This window comes from Ralstonia nicotianae (assembly GCF_018243235.1).
GTDB classification, from domain to species: domain Bacteria; phylum Pseudomonadota; class Gammaproteobacteria; order Burkholderiales; family Burkholderiaceae; genus Ralstonia; species Ralstonia nicotianae.
In genome coordinates this window covers 938610-955673 of record NZ_CP046675.1, presented here as the reverse complement: position 1 = coordinate 955673, position 17064 = coordinate 938610, and the positions used below count along the sequence as shown (strand labels likewise).

At 68.4% G+C, this 17064-nt stretch carries 18 protein-coding genes; 6 read left to right on the top strand and 12 right to left on the bottom strand.

Going from position 1 to position 17064, the window contains the following annotated elements:
- Positions 1–12 precede the first annotated feature (12 nt).
- The 3 genes from GO999_RS20350 to GO999_RS20340 all read right to left on the bottom strand — a co-directional run bounded on the left by GO999_RS20350 (position 13) and on the right by GO999_RS20340 (position 3180).
- Complete coding sequence (locus GO999_RS20350) at positions 13–795, bottom strand: sulfite exporter TauE/SafE family protein (protein ID WP_016723878.1); 783 nt, start codon at positions 793–795, stop codon at positions 13–15.
- 81 nt (positions 796–876) lie between these two features.
- Positions 877–2487, bottom strand: coding sequence for an L-aspartate oxidase (nadB, locus tag GO999_RS20345; RefSeq protein WP_087452709.1), 1611 nt, complete (start codon positions 2485–2487; stop codon positions 877–879).
- A gap of 351 nt (positions 2488–2838) precedes the next feature.
- Entirely contained in the window at positions 2839–3180 is a 342-nt protein-coding gene (locus tag GO999_RS20340; RefSeq protein ID WP_011004544.1) for a DUF1488 family protein, read from the bottom strand.
- An 841-nt stretch (positions 3181–4021) separates the two neighbouring features.
- On the opposite strand from GO999_RS20340, the gene GO999_RS20335 reads away from it, so the two are divergent.
- Positions 4022–5071 (top strand): serine hydrolase family protein, encoded by a 1050-nt coding sequence (locus GO999_RS20335; protein ID WP_011004543.1) that lies wholly within the window; start codon positions 4022–4024, stop codon positions 5069–5071.
- A gap of 279 nt (positions 5072–5350) precedes the next feature.
- On the opposite strand, the gene GO999_RS25000 is transcribed toward GO999_RS20335, so the two are convergent.
- Positions 5351–5479 carry a hypothetical protein gene (locus tag GO999_RS25000; protein WP_011004542.1) on the bottom strand — a complete coding sequence of 43 codons (129 nt, stop codon included), beginning with the start codon at positions 5477–5479 and terminating at the stop codon, positions 5351–5353.
- A 434-nt stretch (positions 5480–5913) separates the two neighbouring features.
- Between GO999_RS25000 and GO999_RS20330 the strand changes: the two genes are divergently transcribed.
- Positions 5914–6060, top strand: coding sequence for a hypothetical protein (locus GO999_RS20330; RefSeq protein ID WP_016726236.1), 147 nt, complete (start codon positions 5914–5916; stop codon positions 6058–6060).
- Between the two features lie 120 nt (positions 6061–6180).
- Here the strand turns inward: GO999_RS20330 and GO999_RS20325 are convergent, their stop codons facing one another.
- Positions 6181–6807, bottom strand: coding sequence for an FMN-dependent NADH-azoreductase (locus GO999_RS20325; RefSeq protein WP_016723883.1), 627 nt, complete (start codon positions 6805–6807; stop codon positions 6181–6183).
- 139 nt (positions 6808–6946) lie between these two features.
- Here GO999_RS20325 and GO999_RS20320 point away from each other — a divergent pair, with 139 nt between their 5' ends.
- Together GO999_RS20320 and GO999_RS20315 are read left to right on the top strand one after the other, a co-directional pair.
- On the top strand, positions 6947–7897 hold the full coding sequence (locus tag GO999_RS20320; protein WP_019720023.1) for a LysR family transcriptional regulator: 951 nt from the start codon (positions 6947–6949) through the stop codon (positions 7895–7897).
- 131 nt (positions 7898–8028) lie between these two features.
- Entirely contained in the window at positions 8029–9552 is a 1524-nt protein-coding gene (locus GO999_RS20315) for an MDR family MFS transporter (RefSeq protein ID WP_021155165.1), read from the top strand.
- A gap of 4 nt (positions 9553–9556) precedes the next feature.
- On the opposite strand, the gene GO999_RS20310 is transcribed toward GO999_RS20315, so the two are convergent.
- From GO999_RS20310 to relB, 3 genes are all read right to left on the bottom strand, one after another.
- Positions 9557–10453, bottom strand: a complete 897-nt coding sequence (locus GO999_RS20310; protein WP_011004537.1) for an oxygenase MpaB family protein — start codon at positions 10451–10453, stop codon at positions 9557–9559.
- Between the two features lie 75 nt (positions 10454–10528).
- Entirely contained in the window at positions 10529–11878 is a 1350-nt protein-coding gene (locus GO999_RS20305) for a type II toxin-antitoxin system HipA family toxin (protein WP_029240622.1), read from the bottom strand.
- A 4-nt stretch (positions 11879–11882) separates the two neighbouring features.
- Positions 11883–12149, bottom strand: coding sequence for a type II toxin-antitoxin system RelB family anti-toxin (gene relB / locus GO999_RS20300; RefSeq protein WP_011004536.1), 267 nt, complete (start codon positions 12147–12149; stop codon positions 11883–11885).
- A 195-nt stretch (positions 12150–12344) separates the two neighbouring features.
- On the opposite strand from relB, the gene GO999_RS20295 reads away from it, so the two are divergent.
- Positions 12345–13250, top strand: coding sequence for a hypothetical protein (locus tag GO999_RS20295; RefSeq protein ID WP_016723886.1), 906 nt, complete (start codon positions 12345–12347; stop codon positions 13248–13250).
- Positions 13251–13265: 15 nt separating this feature from the next.
- Here GO999_RS20295 and GO999_RS20290 read toward each other — a convergent pair whose 3' ends face one another.
- Positions 13266–13709, bottom strand: a complete 444-nt coding sequence (locus tag GO999_RS20290; protein WP_152547532.1) for a PGDYG domain-containing protein — start codon at positions 13707–13709, stop codon at positions 13266–13268.
- Positions 13710–13910: 201 nt separating this feature from the next.
- On the opposite strand from GO999_RS20290, the gene GO999_RS20285 reads away from it, so the two are divergent.
- Positions 13911–14294 carry a VOC family protein gene (locus GO999_RS20285; protein ID WP_011004533.1) on the top strand — a complete coding sequence of 128 codons (384 nt, stop codon included), beginning with the start codon at positions 13911–13913 and terminating at the stop codon, positions 14292–14294.
- Positions 14295–14320: 26 nt separating this feature from the next.
- Here GO999_RS20285 and GO999_RS20280 read toward each other — a convergent pair whose 3' ends face one another.
- From GO999_RS20280 to GO999_RS20270, 3 genes are all read right to left on the bottom strand, one after another.
- Positions 14321–15439, bottom strand: coding sequence for an alpha/beta hydrolase family protein (locus GO999_RS20280; protein WP_211907168.1), 1119 nt, complete (start codon positions 15437–15439; stop codon positions 14321–14323).
- 2 nt (positions 15440–15441) lie between these two features.
- Positions 15442–16281: an AraC family transcriptional regulator gene (locus GO999_RS20275; protein ID WP_043876974.1), complete on the bottom strand. Its 840-nt coding sequence runs from the start codon at positions 16279–16281 to the stop codon at positions 15442–15444.
- Positions 16282–16381: 100 nt separating this feature from the next.
- A complete protein-coding gene (locus tag GO999_RS20270; RefSeq protein WP_019720032.1) occupies positions 16382–16858 on the bottom strand; it encodes a RidA family protein in 477 nt (158 codons plus the stop codon).
- Between the last annotated feature and the right edge of the window lie 206 nt (positions 16859–17064).

The following is a 17064-nucleotide window of genomic DNA, read 5'->3' as shown; positions in this document are numbered from 1 at the left end:
ACCGATGGACGGCTAGCTCAGCGTGCCCAGCAGCGTCTTGCCGGCCAGCACGAACATGAAGAAGCCGAAGCCCTTGCGCAGGACCGCGACCGGCAGCCACGCCGCGGTCTTGACGCCCAGCTTGGACGCCACGATCGAGCACACGCTCAGCGCCAGCAGCGCGCGCAGGTCGATATAGCCCCAGCGCCAGTCGTGCGGCGAGCCGGCGGTCAGCCCGAAGCCGAGGATGGCGCCCACCGAGATCGGCAGGATCACGCCGGTCGCGGTGCCGATGGCCGCGCGCAGCGACAGCCCGGCCTTGGTCAGGTAGAACGTGATGACCGAGGCGCCGCCCATGCCCGCCAGCGAATACGTCAGCCCCGACAGGAAGCCGGCCACGTGGCGGTACCGCTCGAGCCACGGCCAGGCGACCACCGCATCGCTGCGCTGCACGAGCAGCTTGATGCCGAAGTACCCGAGCATCAGCGCCAGCCCGAGCGCGAGCCACCCGCCCGGAATCCGGGCGGCGATGATGCCGCCCACCAGCGCGCCGAGCCCCGAGGGCAGCATCAGCTTGCGCAGCCAGGCACCGTCGACATTGCCGCGCTGCCGGTGGCTGAGATACGACGACAGCCCGGTGAAGGCCATGGTCGCGAGCGAGGTGCCGAAGGCGAGGCGGATCGCTTCGGTCATGTCCATGCCGGCGTCGCGGTAGACGTGGACGAGGATGGGGATGACGATGGCGCCGCCCCCGATGCCGAACATGCCGGCGAAGAAGCCGGCGGTCAGGCCGGCCAGAAGAAACAGGAAGAGCATGGTCGAGCCAATGGTGCAGAAATCAGGACAGCGGCGCACCGGCGGGTTGCCCGGTGCGCCGCGACGCGGTCTCGGAGGGGATCAGGCAGCAGCGAGCTGCGCGGCGTGCGATGCGTTCTCGCCCGCGGCCCAGAAGTTCACGGGCACGCCGGGAATCTGGGTCGTCTGGGCTTCAGCCTTGTCGGCGTGATCCTTGTTGAAATGGCCGCCGCGCGATTCTTTGCGGGCCGCCGCGCTCAACAGGACGAGATGCGCCGCATCGAAGATGTTCTGTGCCCGCAGCGCCTGCCCGTACGGCAGGACGCTGGCATGGCGCTCTTGCAGCTGGGCCATGTTCTGCAGGCCGATCTCGAGCCCCGTGTTGCTGCGCACGATCCCGGCGTGGTTCCACAGGATGGCGCGCAGGTCGGCGAGGAGGTTCGGGTGGAATGGCGTCTCGATCCTCTCCGGCAGCGTCAGGCGCAGGCGCGATGCGCTGCCGGCGGTGTCCGTCACGGATTGCGCGCAGGCCTTGCCCATGACGACGCATTCCAGCAGCGAATTGCTGGCCAGCCGGTTCGCGCCGTGCAGGCCGCAGTTGGCCACTTCGCCGATGGCATACAGCCCTTCGATATTGGTGCGGCCGGCCACGTCGGCGCTGATCCCGCCGCAAGTGTAATGCGCCGCCGGCGAGACCGGCACGCGGTGCTGCGACAGGTCGCACCCGTGGGCCCGGGTGATCTCGACCAGGTTCGGGAAATGCTGTTCGACGAATGCCGTGCCCTGGTGCGTGATGTCGAGCCACACATGGGACGTGCCGTGCGCCTGCATCTCCGAATAGATCGCGCGGGCCACGACGTCGCGCGGCGCCAGTTCCTGCTGGCTCGAATAGCCCGGCATGAAGCGCTCGTTGGCGACGTTGTAGAGCAGGCCGCCTTCGCCGCGCACGGCTTCGGTGATCAGGCTGATGACCCGGCCCTCGACCTGGAAGGCCGTGGGGTGGAATTGCACGAACTCCAGGTTCTCGATGGTCGCTCCGGCACGCCAGGCCATGGCAATGGCCTCGCCCTTGCTCGCGTGCGGGTTGGTCGCGTACTGATACAGCCCGGTCAGGCCGCCGGCGGCAAGCACCACCGTCGGCGCGCTGAAGACGGTGACTTCGCCGTCGGCCAGGCTTTCGGCGATGACGCCGCTGACGGCCTGCCCGTCGGAGATCAGTTCCACCGCCTCGTATTGCCGGATCCAGATGACGTTGGGCAGTTGGGCCACCTTGGCCTGCAGGGCCCGCATGATGCCGCGGCCCGTCATGTCGTCGACGTGCGCGACGCGGCGTTCGCTGTGTCCGCCTTCGCGGGTCAGGTGGATTTCACCGTCTTCGCGCGTGAAGGGCACGCCCTGGTCGATCAGCCAGCGCAGCACATCGCCGCCCTCGCACACGATCTGGCGCACGGCCGCCTCATCGCACAGGCCGTCGCCTGCGAGCAGCGTATCGCGGATGTGCTTGTCATGGTCGTCATCGGCCGAAAACACCGCCGAAATACCCCCCTGCGCCCAATAGCTCGACGGTTCATCGTATTTGTTGCGCGAGATGACACCGATTTTCAAACTCGGCGGCAAATGCAGCAGCAACGTCAGGGCGGCCAGGCCTTCTCCAACTACCAATACATCGAATTTCATATCGCGGATTTCATGTTTCGATTGACCGCTGGTCATGCAAAGTCGCCGGTCTTGTGGACCGGCGAAAACTGTTCGGCGGGCAGGGCACGCCGGTGCTCTTATGGTTGAGCCGGATTGTTGCCCAGGGATTTCCGGGCGGTTCCATGGTGATGGGTGATGCGGGGCAGCGGGCTGGAGTGAGTGCCTGCCGCTGAAACGATTGCAGTAAGGTGCAGAGAGGAGGCGGAATGTGCCGCAAGACATTCGCGGCGACAACTGAATGTTTTTAATATCTCTTTTCCGTCATGACGTGTCCGCTCGTTCCGGCCGGCGCCATGGACGGACCTTCAACGCAGGGCCGCCGGCTCCCGTCCGGCAGCCCCCGCGGCCCCGCGCCCGGGCATGTCTCTAGCGCGAGGAGCGCGGCACCAGCCGCAGCTGGCGCGCGCGGTCGAGGTCGTAGGCCGGCACGCCGCCGTGCGGCAACGAGGCGCGCGATGCCGCCAGATCACGGCCGCGCACGATCACCGGCGCCAGCGCACCGGCGCGGATCAGGTCGGATGCCGCCTGCTCGATCCAGTCGCGGTAGTTGCGGTAGATCTCTTCGGCACTGACCTTCTGGTGCGCGCAATCGCAGAGCGACAGGGCTTCGGACGTGACAAAGCAGCTCAAGACCTTGCCGTCCACGATGGCCTGGAAGAACAGGTCGCCCACGGACCTGAACGTCTTGCCGGTGAATGAAATATTCATGATGCTCCCCCTCATAGTCGGCACCGCCTGCCATGGGACGCGTGCCCCGTTGTCTGCTGCCTGCGCAGCACTGCGGTCAAGTGCGTGAGAGAGATGTTGCCGGAAAGAAGGAAAATGCCATTCCGATGCCCAAAGCATCGGAACGGTATGCGATCCTGCGGAGCAGGATGGTTTTCCCTCGGTGCCGTAATGAATGCGGTCTATGAATCCGGTGGTGCTGTCAGGCCCAAACTCTCGCGCTGTGACCTTCCCCGTTGCCAGTCTTTTTCGATATCGGTTACCACCATCGGTGTATCAGAACGCGGCCGATGCCGGCCGTCAGCGAGATAGCCAGCACCCAGAGCAGCAATGCCGGAACACGGGTGGGCGCGAGTCGTGCCGTATGGAACAAGCGTCGTCGCGCGGGAATGGTCTGCCAGTCGGCAGTCCTCTCCCATCCCATGCGAGCCACCAGGCCCGTGCCTCCCCGCTTGATGTATCCCATGACCTACTCCCTGCGAGTCCACCTGTATTTAGTTTTTTTTAATTCTGCTTTTCTTGGGCTTCATTCTAGGACAACATGCACGAAGCGATACCCCGAAGTCGGGGGATTTTCCTCCTCCATTTGGATCATGCCGGTGACTGCAGTCGTTCAAAAGTGCGGTGTCGGCATGCATTCTGTTGCAGCAAGGGGCAGGCGGTATTTTGTCAATGGCTGCGATATTCGAGAAAAGGGCTTTGCAAGCGGGTTTCGCTGCCTGTCCGCCGGCTTCCGGACGCCGGTGGGACAGCAAACGATAAACAGGGGGAGTGTTGCCCTGCATGGGTAACAACAGGTAATGCAATCAGGCAGGAAACAGGTATGACAGAAATACAGGCCCGCCGCGCGCGGCGATTTTCCATGTGGGGGCCGGTATGGGCTCTGGCGCTGTCGGTGGCGGCACCGGCGCTGCAGGCCGCGGAGCCGCCGACGCCGGCCAAGCGCCGCGCCGCGGTCGAATCGACCCTGCAGCACGCGGCCGCATGCCAGCACATGGGGGACTACTACTGGGAAATCGGCGATGCGGATCGCGTGCTGCTGCATGGCCAGCAAGGCCGCCGCGTCGATGCGGACCGGCCGGTGCGGCTGGCTTCGGCGTCCAAGTGGGTGTTCGGGACCTATGTCGTGGAACGTCAGCAAGGCAAGCTGACCCCGGCGATCATCGACGCCCTGACCATGCGTTCGGGGTATGACGCGCTCAATCCGCGTCTGTGCAATCGCTACGACACGGCGCAAAGCTGCTTCGCGCGGGGCCGCAACGGCACGCTCACGCCCGGGCACGTCGGCCGTTTCAGCTACAACGGCGGCCATGACCAGAAGCTGCTGATCGACCTGGGTTTCGGCAAGGCCGATGCGGCCGCGCTGACCACGGAGCTGGCGCGCGAACTGGCCCACGCGCCCGCCCTCACGGACGCGGGCGCGCCGTTCGGCATGGACTACCTTGTGCCCGAGCCGGCCGGCGGGATGGCCGCCTCGCCCGCCGCGTACGGGCGGTTCCTGCGGCGCCTGATGCGCGGCGAATACCGGCTCGGCAGGATGCTGGGGGAGCATGCCGTCTGCACCGAGCCCGGCAATTGCCCGGCCGCCGTCAGCACGCCGGCCTCCCAGCCGTGGCATTACGCGCTCAACTATTGGATCGAGGACCAGCCCGGCGGCGACGGTGCGTTCAGCTCGCCCGGTGCGTTCGGCTTCTATCCGTGGATCACGGCTGACAAGCGCCACTACGGCATGCTCGTGCGCGAGACCCTCTCGCCGCGCGGCTATGTGCGCAGCGCGGTCTGCGGCGCGCTGATCCGCAAGGCCTTCGACGAAGGGCGCGTGCAGCAGGCCGACGCGGACGGCGATCCGGCCGCCGCGCCGGATGCCGACTGAGCGCTAGTTGCTCAACGGCCGGCCGCCCCGCTATCGCGTGGCTTGAAATGGGATCGGAGGGCTGGCCCCCGATGCGGGCGCTATCACCGTCACTGAGCCTTCATTGAGACGGCGCCCGGCCCTGCTACACAGCAGGGCCGGGCGCGGCGCGGCTCTCTGGCTCCCGGATTGCGCCCGAGGCGGACCTTGCTGGCTTCGACGGCGGTGCCGCCGCCGGTCGCCTCGCCATGAGGCGCATCCGCCAGCGTGCAAGGCGCAGCGGTCGGCCAGGGGGCGGGTTCAGTAGCCGCGGTAATACGGGTGGTAGTGCGGGTGGTAGTAGTAGCCGTCGGCCGGGACCACCACACAGGCGCTCAGGGCGGACGCCGCGGTTGCGGCAAGGATCAGCAGGGCAAGGGTACGTTTCATGGCGAGGCTCCGGTCAGTGAGTTGGGGGGAGGATGGGACTCGCCTTGACTGTAAGGAAACCGTGCGTGACCGCGCTTTACGCTTTGTAAGCAAAACTGCACCGCCCGGCCGGCGGGTGGCGGCCGGTGCCGCTGCCTGCGTGTTCCGCCTCGGACCGATGTAATTTGCCGTTACTTTTGTATGGGAAAACCGGGTGGTCGGTGGCTGTGACCCCCAGGCGACAATTCCTTGCAAAGATGTGGGCGAACTATTGACAGATGGTCTGGGGAAGCACGAAATAATACGAACGGCCAACGCCAGGTGTTCAAGTTCGAATGCCCGGCGCCGATAGCCGGAATAACGAGACCGGAGTGCAAAGACACTCCACGCGGACTAGGACGATGCAAGCGGCTTGCTCTGCGCGCATCGGCAAGCCTCTGTCGGGGGAACATATCATGACCACGTTTCTGGAAATCGCCGTCGCCTGGGCGGCGCCGTCCCTGATCGCCACCGCGATCGTCGGGCCAATGGTGTGGCGCAAGCTGCGCGCACGCCGTACGCTCCAGGCCATTCATCACGCGCGCGAGAACCGCGAGCTCTGAACGGTCAGCCGGTCCGGCCTGGGCCGCTTCTTTCGTGAAAAAAAAAGGGCGCCGCAAGTCTGCGGGCGCCCTTTTGGCCGTGGCTGGATGCCGCGGCGCCGTTGATCCGGCGCCGGCGTGTCAGGCCGCGATGGCCTGGTTCACGACGTCGTGCATGGCGGCATGCGCGGCTTCCAGGGCCTGTGCGCGGGCGTCGGGGCCCATCGCCAGGCGCTCGGCGCGCACGAACTGCACATCGGTGATGCCGAGGAAGCCGAAGACCGTCTTCAGGTAAGCCTCCTGGAAATCCATCGCGGCCGTCGGGCCGGCCGAATACATGCCGCCGCGCGTGGAGGCGACGATCACCTTCTTGCCGCCCGCCAGGCCCACCGGACCGGTTTCCGTGTACTTGAAGGTGCGGCCGGCCTGCGCCACACGGTCGATCCAGGCCTTGAGCTGGCTCGGCACCGAGAAGTTGTACATCGGCGCACCGACCACGATCACGTCGCTGGCGAGCAGCTCGCCGACCAGCGCCTCCGAGCGCGCATGCTCGGCGAGGGTGACGGCGTCGAAGCCGTCGGCGCCGGTGGCGCGGAAGCCCGCGGCGATGGCGCCGTCCAGGTGGGGGATCGCTTCGACCGCCAGGTCACGGTGGATGACGGTGGCGCCGGGGTTGTCGCGGCGCAGTTCGTCGACGATGGCGGCGGTCAGGATGCGCGAGGCGGACGCGTCGCCCAGGATGCTGGAGTCGAGGTGAAGCACTTGCATGATGTCTCTCCGGGAACAGGTGGGTTGGTGCAAAGATAGTGCGGCGCATCAAGTTCCAGTAGTGGTGCAAATTGGCATACTCTGTTCCATCGGTGAGACAATGGGCGCATCCAATGCGCCATTGGCCTGGAGCGTTGTCATGGAAGACCTCAACGACCTCGTCCTGTTTGCCGCCGTGGTGACGCACGGCAGTTTTTCCGCCGCCGCGCGGGCGCTCGGGATTCCCAAGTCGCGCGTGAGCCGCCGCGTGGCGGACCTGGAGCAGCGGCTGGGGGTGCGGCTGCTGCAGCGCTCGACCCGGGCGGTGCACGTCACCGACGTGGGCTCGGCGTTCTACGCGCAGTGCGAGGTGATGACGCAGGCCGCACGCGCCGCCCTGGAGGTGGCCGAGCATGCCGGCGAGCGGCCATCGGGGCGGCTGCGCGTCAGCTGCCCGGTGGGCGTGGCGCATGCCTTCCTGGCACCGGTGCTGTCGAAGTTTCTGCTGGCGCAGCCGGAGGTGCGGCTGGAGCTGGACGTGACCAACCGGCGCGTCGACGTGATCGGCGAGGGGTATGACGTCGCGTTGCGCGTGCGCTCGACGCTGGATGATTCCAACCTGGTGGTGCGGACCTTTGTCGCGAGCAATCTGGTGCTGGCGGCGAGCCCATCCTTCGTGGCCGGGCACGGCCCGTTCGACTCGGCGGAATCGTTGCGGGGCGTCGCGGGTGTCGGCTTCGGCGGTGTGGGCGGGGAGCGGGCCCGCTGGCGGCTGACCAGCCCGGAGGGGGCCACTGTGGACATCGAGTACGTGCCGGCGTTCGTCACCGATGATCTCTTCCTGCTGGGGCAGGTTGCCATGGCGGGCGTGGGCGTCGCGCAGTTGCCGGTCAACCTGTGCGCCGACGCGATCCGGGACGGCCGCCTGGTCATGCTGCTGCCCGACCACCGGCAGCCGGTGCACCAGCTCCACGCGGTATTTCCGTCCCGGCGCGGACTGGTGCCGGCGGTGCGGGCATTCATCGAATTCCTGGCCGAAGAGCTGCCCGCGGTAACCGCCTGTGCCAGCCGGTGCTTCGAGGACATTGCCCGCTCCGCCGCCAATCGTTGATCCTGCAACGAACCCGGATCGACAGTATCATCACCGGCTTCGCTCCAGCTTTTCGCGCAGGCGACGTTCCGGGTCGCCGCGCGCATGTTTCCATGCCATCCCGCGCCGCCGCCGTCAGGCAACCCGATCCCATGCTGTCTTCCGCCGATGCGTCCGGCGCGCCGCCGACGCAGGAGATTCCGGTGATGGTGGTGATGGGCGGGCTGATGCTGGCCATTCTGCTGGGGGCGCTGGAGCAGACCATCGTGGCGGTGGCGCTGCCGGCCATCGCGGGGCAGCTCGACGGGTTTGCGCTGATGGGGTGGGTGGTGTCGGCTTACCTGGTGGCTTCCACCGTGGTCACGCCCATCTACGGCAAGCTGAGCGATCTGTACGGGCGCCGCGCCATGCTGACCACCGCCATCGCCCTGTTCGTGCTGGCTTCGGTGGCTTGCGCGGTGGCGGCCAGCATGCCGATGCTGCTGGTCGCGCGCGTGCTGCAGGGGTTGGGCGGCGGCGGGCTGATTTCGGTGGCGCAGGCCACCATCGCCGACGTGGTGCCGCTGCGCGAGCGCGGCCGCTACCAGGGCTACGTGAGCGGCATGTGGGCCATGGCCAGCCTGGCGGGGCCGGTGATCGGCGGGTATCTGACGCATTACCTGTCGTGGCGGTGGATCTTCTGGATCAACCTGCCGCTGGGCATCGTCGCGCTGGCGGTGGTGCGCCGGGCGCTGCGGCACCTGCCGGTGGCGCACCAGCGGCGGCCGATCGACGTGGCGGGCGTGCTGTTGTTCGCGGCGGGCCTGACGGCGCTGCTGCTGATGGTGACGCGGGTGGGCCAGGGCGTGCCGCTCGCGCAGGCGGACAACCTTGGCTTGCTGGCGGTGTCGGTGGTGGTGCTGGGGGCCTTCGTCTGGCAGGAGAACCGCGCGGTCGAGCCGATCATTCCGCTTTCCATGTTCCGCGTGCCGACCGTGACGCGCTGCTGCCTGGCGCTGTTCCTGTGCTTCTTCCAGCTGATCGCCACTTCGGTGCTGATGCCGCTGCGCTTCCAAATGGTGGCCGGCGCCAGCCCGGATACCGCCGCGTTGCGCCTGGTGCCGCTCACGCTGGCGATTCCGGCCGGCGCTTTCCTGGCCGGCAAGTGGATGACGCACAGCGGCCGCTACAAGCCGCTGATGGTGGGCGGCGCCTGCGCGGTGCCGTTCGCCATCGCCTCGCTTGGTCTGCTGGACCCGCACCACGTGTGGGCGCTGACACTGGCGATGGTGGTGCTCGGGCTGGCCATCGGCGTGCAGTTCCCGACCGGGCTGGTCGCCACGCAGAATGCCGTGCCGCCGCAGAACGTCGGCCTGGCGACGGCGCTGACGGCGTTCTCGCGCCTGCTGGGCGGCGCGGTGGGCGTGGCGGTGCTGACTTCGGTGCTGATCGCGCTGCTGCGGCAGGCCGCGCCGCAGGCACAGGCGGCCGGCGGCGACCTGCTGATGGATCTGTTCCATGCCGCGCTCGCCAGCGATGGGGCGGACGCGCTGGTGCTGCGGTCGAAGGCCGAAGCGGCGTTCCGCCACCTGTTCTTCTTCGCGGCGGCGGTGTCGATGCTCGCGCCGCTGGTGCTGGCGCGGTTAGAGGAGCGGGCGCTGCGCGGCAAGGTGCCGGTCGCGCAGGCCGTGGATTGACCGCTTAGGTGTGGCCCGGCGCGAGCGCGCGCCGGCGGGCCCGGTAAGCCACGCTGCCTTCCCGCAGCGCCCAGCGCAGGGTGGGCGCGAGGGTCCGCATGGCGGCGGTGGTGAACGCGGCCCGCAGCGTCGGCTGCTCGAGCGCCAGCATCGTCAGTGCCCACGGCGGCAGCAACTGGATGCCGGCATCGAGAAACATGCGCACGGCGGGCTGCAGCGACGGCCGCGGCGCCTGCCATGACATCAGCACCTCCACCACCGTGCGCGTGCGGTCGCTCGCCACCAGTTCCGCGCGCATCGCATTGAGGTAGGCCTGCACCGCCGCGCGCGATGTCGGCACATCGCGCGCGCCCAGCAGCATGGCCACCAGCGCGGTCTCTTCGAAATACCGGTCCTGCCGGTCGCCGCTCAGGTGCGCATCCACGTAGCGCAGGTAACCGGCCAGGAAGCTCGACATCTCGGCCACGTGGACCCACGTGAGCAGATCCGGATCATTGGCGGAGTAGGGGCGGCCGTCGGGCGCGATGCCGTGCACGCGGCTGTGGATGGCCTTGACGCGCTCGATCAGCGCCAGCGCATCGCGGCGGCTGCCGTAGGTGGTGCCGGCCACGAACTGCGCGGTGCGTCCGAGGCGGCCCTGCAGGTCGTCGCGGAAGCTGGAGTGATCCCAGATGCCGGCCAGCGCGCGCGGGTGCAGCGCCTGCAGCAGCAGTGCGCTGACGCCGCCCGCCATCATCGACGGGAAATCGGCGTGGACCTGCCAGCAGACGGCGTCCGGCCCGAACAGGCCGGGGTCGCCCGGCGGCGAGGCGATGTCGAGAGTGAGGCCGCCGGAGGCGCGGGTCATGCCGCGGACCTGGGTGACGATGCGTTCGCGCAGCGAAGTGAGCGGGGTGTGCATGGCGACGATGCCGGCACGGGACCGATAGGGTCATTTTAGCGATGGCCGCGGTGCCCGGTGGACGGGCGTTGCGCGCTATGCCGCGAGCCTGTCCGCAGCGCTCCGCAGCCCTTGCAGGATGCGGTCAGCCAGCGGCTGCGGGAAGCCTTCCGGCAGCGCCGCGCGCACGGTGCGGACCACCTCGGGGGTCCGGGCGACCAGGCTGTCCACGATGGCGGCGGCATCTCCGCCATCGGGCGTGACGATGCCATGCCGCTGGCCCAGGGCCAGCCAGTGGCGCCGCTGGATGTCCTGCATTTTCCAGTGCGCGTTCTTCGAGCGGACGGCCATCGCCAGCCGGATCTTGTGCGGCGAAAGCCTGCCCGGCCCCTCGCCCAGCAGCGGATAGGCCGACATCACGTCGTACAGCGGCGTGAGCGCGTAGGCGCCGCCGGGGCGAAGCGCGAGGCTGAAGTTCTTCGCGTGGCCGTCGGGCGCGCACAGCATCCAGAACAGCACCTGGCTGCGGAACAGCATCAGGCGGTCGGCATCCCGGCGCGCGGAGCCGTCGAGCAGGCCCATGATGCGGTCGATGCCGGGGCCGCCGTCGGCCTCGTACTTCAGGTGCGGGGGCGTGGCCGTCGCCTGGCACAGGTCTTCCTGCGGCAGGCGGATGAGGCGCTGCCTGCCGCCGTGGTCTTGCCACAGGCGGTCGAACCGCTCCACGGCGAGGACGTTCTGGTCTTCGAACACCAGCGGCCGGCAGTGGGCGATCGGCAGTCCGTACGCCCGCAGCACCTGGGCGCACAGCCATTCGTTTTCCACCGATTCGCTCAGGTCCAGCTTCATGTTGCCGACCAGCCCCATCGGCAGCTTGAAGATGTGGCTGGTCGGCGTCGCGCCACGGGGGCGGTACCAGCGTTCGCCGATCCGGAGGAAGGCGGTTTTTTCCTGCGCGCCGGCAATCGAGATGCGGAAATGGCCGTCGTCTTCCGGCATGCCGCCCAGCGGCGGCGGGGCGACCGTCTCCCGCAGCGTCTGCGCGATCTGCGCGTCGGTCAGCGGCTCCGCGTCGATGTCGCCGATGCCGGTCGGGGCCATGTCGGCGGGCAGCACCTGCAGGGCGCCGATGCAGTCGCGGCCGATCTGCTCCAGCAGGTCGAAGGCCTCGGTCGTGCCCGCCTGGAACCGGCGCGCGATGCGCTCGCGGATGTCGCGGCTGTCGGGCAGGAGGTTTTCGAAATACGCCCGGACCGCCGGGCCCCTGTAGGGCGCGTTGTCCGGCGTGAAGGGCAGGGACAGCGACAGGGGCCGCCCCTCGGGCGCGGCCACCCAGGACGCCGCGTACTTCAGCACATCGCCTTGATGCGGGTGCAGCTCCCAGTGGCCGACATGGGTGCCATTCATCCAGAGCCCGAGGGCCCGCGTATGCGACCGGCGTCCCATCGCGTCACCACTGCGGCTGGTCGGAGGCCGGGCGGCCCTGCTCGCCGGAGGCGTCGGGCTTGCGCAGCACCAGCTCGACGCCCAGCACCGACAGCAGGCGCATCAGCCGTCCGGCACTCACGTTTTCGGCGTTGCGCTCCAGCGCGGAGAGGGTTTGCTGACGCATGCCCATCCGGGCAGCCAGCTCCGCCTGGCTCAGCCCGGCCTGTTTGCGGAAGCCCTTGAGCATCGCCGGCAGCTGTTCGGGGGTGCGTACGATGAACTCGTTCATACAAGCTTCAAGCTGTATTTTTGATTTACAAATCTTAGGCTGTTTTTGTTGAATACACAAGCTAGGCTGTATTTTTGGAATACAAACGATAGGCTGTGAAGGCAATGGCGCCGATGGCTGCGTCTGCCGCTCCTAGAATGCAGGCATCGCCACGCTTTGTGCCGATGCGATGCCATGAGGAGACCTTCGCACGTGATGAACATGCTATTGCCGCGCGCCAGGCGCCTGCTGGCGGGGTGGGTGCTGGGCATGCTGTGCGCCAGCTTGCAGGCAAACGCGGCCGACCCCGCGCAGGATCTGCGCGACGCCTACCAGGGCCTGGCCCGGCAACTGGCCGACAACCCGTTCCATCGCCCCCTGGTGCTGGATTCGACCGAAACGCCGACCCTGCTCAAAGGCGACATCTACAGCGTGATCGACCATCCCTTCACCACCGTCAACGGCACGCTGAACGATCCGGTGCAGGGGCCGGCCAACTGGTGCGACGTGCTGATCCTGCACCTGAACATCAAGTACTGCCGCGCCTCGGCCGGCGAGGGCGGCAGCATGCTCGACGTCAACCTTGGCCGCAAGGTCGAGCAGTCGCTGTCCAGTGGTTATCCGCTGCGTTTCAGTTACCGCTTGGCGGCCGGCGGCGCCGGGTATTTCCGGGTCGAGCTGAAAGCCGATTCCGGCCCGTTCAGCACAAAGGATTACCGCATCGTGCTTGAAGCCATTCCGGCCACGGGCAACCGCACCTTTCTGCACCTGACGTATGCGTACGGCTATGGCACGGCGGGGCGGCTGGCCATGCGCACGTATCTGGCCACCATCGGCGCCGACAAGGTGGGCTTCACCAACGTGGCAGGGCCATCGGCCGCGCAGCCCGAATACGTGGGCGGCGTGCGCGGTCTGCTGGAGCGCAACACCATGCGCTACTACCTCGCCATCGATGCCTATCTCAAGGGGCTGTCAGCCGCGCCGGACAAGCGCCTGCAGCTGCGCCTGGCCACCTGGTTCGATGCGACCGAGCAATACGCGCGGCAACTGCACGAAGTCGACCGGCAGGACTACCTGCAGATGAAGCGGCACGAATACGAGCGCCAGCAGGCGGCGCAGTGAGCGCGCGGCGGCGGCTCAATCGGCCGGGCGGTACACCTTGGCGAAGCGCTGGGCCTGCACCACGCCGTAGTCGCCCGGGGCGTATTGCATGACCCAGTCGCCGGCCTGGCCGCGCAGCACGTCGCCGGCGGCGGAGCGGGCAATGGAGAACGGGGCGTCCATCTGCTTGGCCAGCACGACGGAGGGGCGGTTGCGATACGGCCCCGGCTGGCCGTGGGCGAGTCCGGTCGCGGCCGGTACGTATTTCGCGTCGAAGCGCTCGCGTGAGACGACCCAGCGGTCGCCGGTCGAACCGGTGACGAGGGCGTCGCCGCGCGCATAGCGGTTGGGGCCTTCGAGGCTCATCAGCTCGCCGGCGTCGGCGGCAAATTCGACGCCGACCGTTTCGTCCTTGACGAAGCGGCGTGCGGCGGGATCGGTGCGGAGATCGAGATCGGCAAGGGCGGACATCGGCGGCATGGGAAGCGGCGGAGGGCGTAAGGGTACGCGAAATGCCGCTGCGGCGGTGCGGTGCGTGCGCCGTCCCGGGCGGTTCGCGCCGGTGCGGGTGAGCCCGGCCGGCCGGGTTTGCGTCGGCGCGGCTTCACTTGCGCGTGCCGGAGCGTGGCCTATGGTGTAGGCAGGGTGGGCGTGGCCCGCTCCACGCAGCGGGGGCCGAGCATGAGCGTGCAACTGAATCACACCATCGTCTGGTGCCGCGACAAGGCGCGATCGACGCGCTTTCTGCGGGAGGTCCTCGACCTCCCGGAGCCCGTGCCGTTCGGGCAGATGCTGGTGGTCCAGCTCGACAACGGCGTCTCGCTCGATTTCTTCGACAGCGACGGGCCGATCGCCATGCAGCACTACGCCTTTCTGATCGGCGAAGACGCGTTCGACGCGGTTTTCGCGCGGGTGCGGAAGATGGGGCTGACGTACTGGGCCGACCCGGGCAAGCGGCACGCCGGCGAAACCTATGCGCACAACGGCGGCCGCGGCTTCTACTTCGATGACCCGGACGGGCATTTTCTCGAGGTGATGACGCGGCCCTATGACCTGGCGTCGTAGTGGACCCGTGCGACCGGATATCGCGCTCAAGGCACCCGTGAAGCCGACAGCGATGCCGCGAAAAACGCGAGCGCACGCGTGATCGTCTGCGCATGCACGGCATCGCGGTCGACGCCGGGGGCGTCCTTGCAGATCGGGGCCAGGCGCTCGACCAGGGGCGGCAGGCAGGTGTCGAGGAAGGTGTAGTGCGTCGCGCCCGGTACGAGTTCCGTGCTGGCGCCGGGCAGAAGCTTGCCGATGCGGCGGATGTTGGTCTCCACCGGTGCCGTGATGTCGGTGGAGCCGGCAATCAGTGCCACCGGGATCCGGACCTCCGCGAACGCGGTGTCGTCGAAGGCCATGCCCAGTGCCGGCGCGATGGCGAAGACGGCCCGGATGCGCGGGTCCCGGTACGACGCACCGGCGCGCGCCAGTGATGCGGCGGTTTCCGGCGATGGTGCACCCGCTGGCTGCGCATCGTCCTGAACGTTACGCATCTCGGGCGGATGGCAGATCGCATCGGCGTCGGGCGAGGCGCAGAAGCGCTCGAACGCCGGCAGGTTGGTGCGCGCCCCGGCCAGCTCCAGCACCGTATAACCGCCCAGCGAGAAGCCCACCGCGCCGATCCGGTCCGCGTCGATCCGGGGGCCGAGCGCCGGATCGGCCAGCAGGCCGTCGAGCGCCTGGCTGAGGTCGGTGGCCCGCTCCCACCAGAGCCGGAAGCCTTCGCGCGTCAGCGGCGCCAGCGCGCTGTTGCCGGGGTGGTCGACACCCGCCACGATGTAGCCCTGCGCTGCCAGCGCGGCGGCCAGCCAGTCCAGGCTGTCGGCGGTGCCGCCGGTGCCGTGCGACAGCAGGAGCAGCGGATACGTTGAGCGGGCGGCCGATACCGGTGCACCGTCGGCCAAGGGGTGGCCCTGGAAGGTACGGCGGCCCGGCGCGCCGATATCGTGCGGTACTTCCGGCGCATCGAGGCCGGCGGGGTACCAGACTGTGGTCAGCAAGGCATGGGCTTGTGCGCCGCGCCAATGGCGGGGCGCATCGGGGCGGAACTCGCGTACGGTCTGGCCCACGCGGTAGGGGGCAGGCTCGCTAGCGGCAAGCGCGGGGCCCATGCAGCATGCGGCGGCCGCTGCCATGGCGGCCAGGGTAGAACGCAGCAGCATCGTCAGTCCTTTCGGATGGGGATCAGGAGATCGGTGACGCAGTCCCGCTGTTGCGGGGGCGACGGTGGGCTGCGGTAGCGCTCCAGCGCGGGCCGGTCGTCGGGCTCGTAGCTGCTGTGGGGCAGCCAGCCGCCGAACAGCGCTTCGAAGGTCGGCGCGATCAGGGCATACGGGCCGACCAGCCGGTGGCGGGCGTAGAGGCCGCCTTCGATGCGGGCCGGCTCCAGCGAGCCCGAGGGCAGGCCGCGCGCGGGCGGGACGGCCGCCGCCGCGTAATAGCGGAACGTGTCGCGCACCTCCGGATCGCCGCAGCAGATGCCGATGCGCTCCGGCGTGCCGGGCAGGGCCTGGCCGGTGTGCAGCATCCGCATCAGTGTCCGGAAGGTCTGGCCGATGGTGGCGACGGGCCCGTCGTGGCGCAGGCAGACCACCTCGATCGGCGGCAGTTCGATCAGCTCGACATGCGGCACGCTGGTTCCGGACCGTGCCGACGAGAGGCTTTGCTGCCGCGCATGGAACGCGCTCGGGCTGACGCCGGCGAAGCCGCGGAATGCCCGCGCGAACGCCTGCGGGCTGTCATAGCCGACCTCGAGCGCGACCGCCGACACGGGCTCGCTGGCGCCGGTCAGGCGATGCGCGGCTCGCGCGAGCCGCACGCGCTGCACCGTGGCGGCAATGCTCTCCCCGGTGAGGGCGCGATAGATGCGATGGAAATGATAGGGCGACAGATGCGCGACGGCCGCCAGGCTTTCCACCGTGTGCGGGGCGCCCGGGTCCGCCACGATCGCTTCGACGACGCGCGCGATCCGCTGGGCATAGCTGCGTTCTGTGCTGGGTTTCATGGTGGAGCCAGCATAGCCTGCCCGCGGCCCGCGCGCGGTGCAGCGCTTGCTGGATTTCCACCCGCGCGTGTTGCGCAAGCGCCGTGCGCCCATCGATCGGTTAGTCCAGCGCCGCCACGCACTCGATCTCCAGCAGGAAGTCCGGGTTCGGCAGCGCCGTCACGGCGGTGGTGCGGGCCGGGTATCTGCCGGCCTGGAAGTGCGCGGCATAGATGCGGTTCATCTCCTTGAAGTCTTCGCGCCGGGCCAGGAACACGTTCACCTTGACCACGCGATCCCAGCCGACGCCGGCCGCCTTCAGGATGCCGGTGATGTTCTCCATCACCTGGTTCATCTGCGCCGTGAAGTCGTTGACGGCGAGCTTGCCGTGCTTGTCGAACGCGGGAATGCCCGACACGAACAGCAGGTTGCCGACCTTGACCGCCGGCGTCAGCGGCACCGGGATGGTGTACTCCCCTTCGGCATGGATGTACTCGATGGGGGCTTGGGCACGCGCGCTCTGCTGCGCGCAGGCGCTGCCTTGCAGCAGGATCAGGCCACAGCCGGCCATGCCGGCGGCAATGAGATGGGCACGCATCGTTGTTCTCCGGGAATCGGTGGGGCACGGGGGGCCACGGGCAGGCGGAGCGCCGCGCGAGGCGGCAAGCGCATCCGCAAGCGTGCACCGGAGGACATGGAGCGCATCTCGTGCAGGCAGCGACGCTTGGGAAACTGTCGGCTTGCTGGCTTCATGCTAGGCCGGCATGCGGACGGGGCCATCGGTCAAATTGACGAAACCGGTGT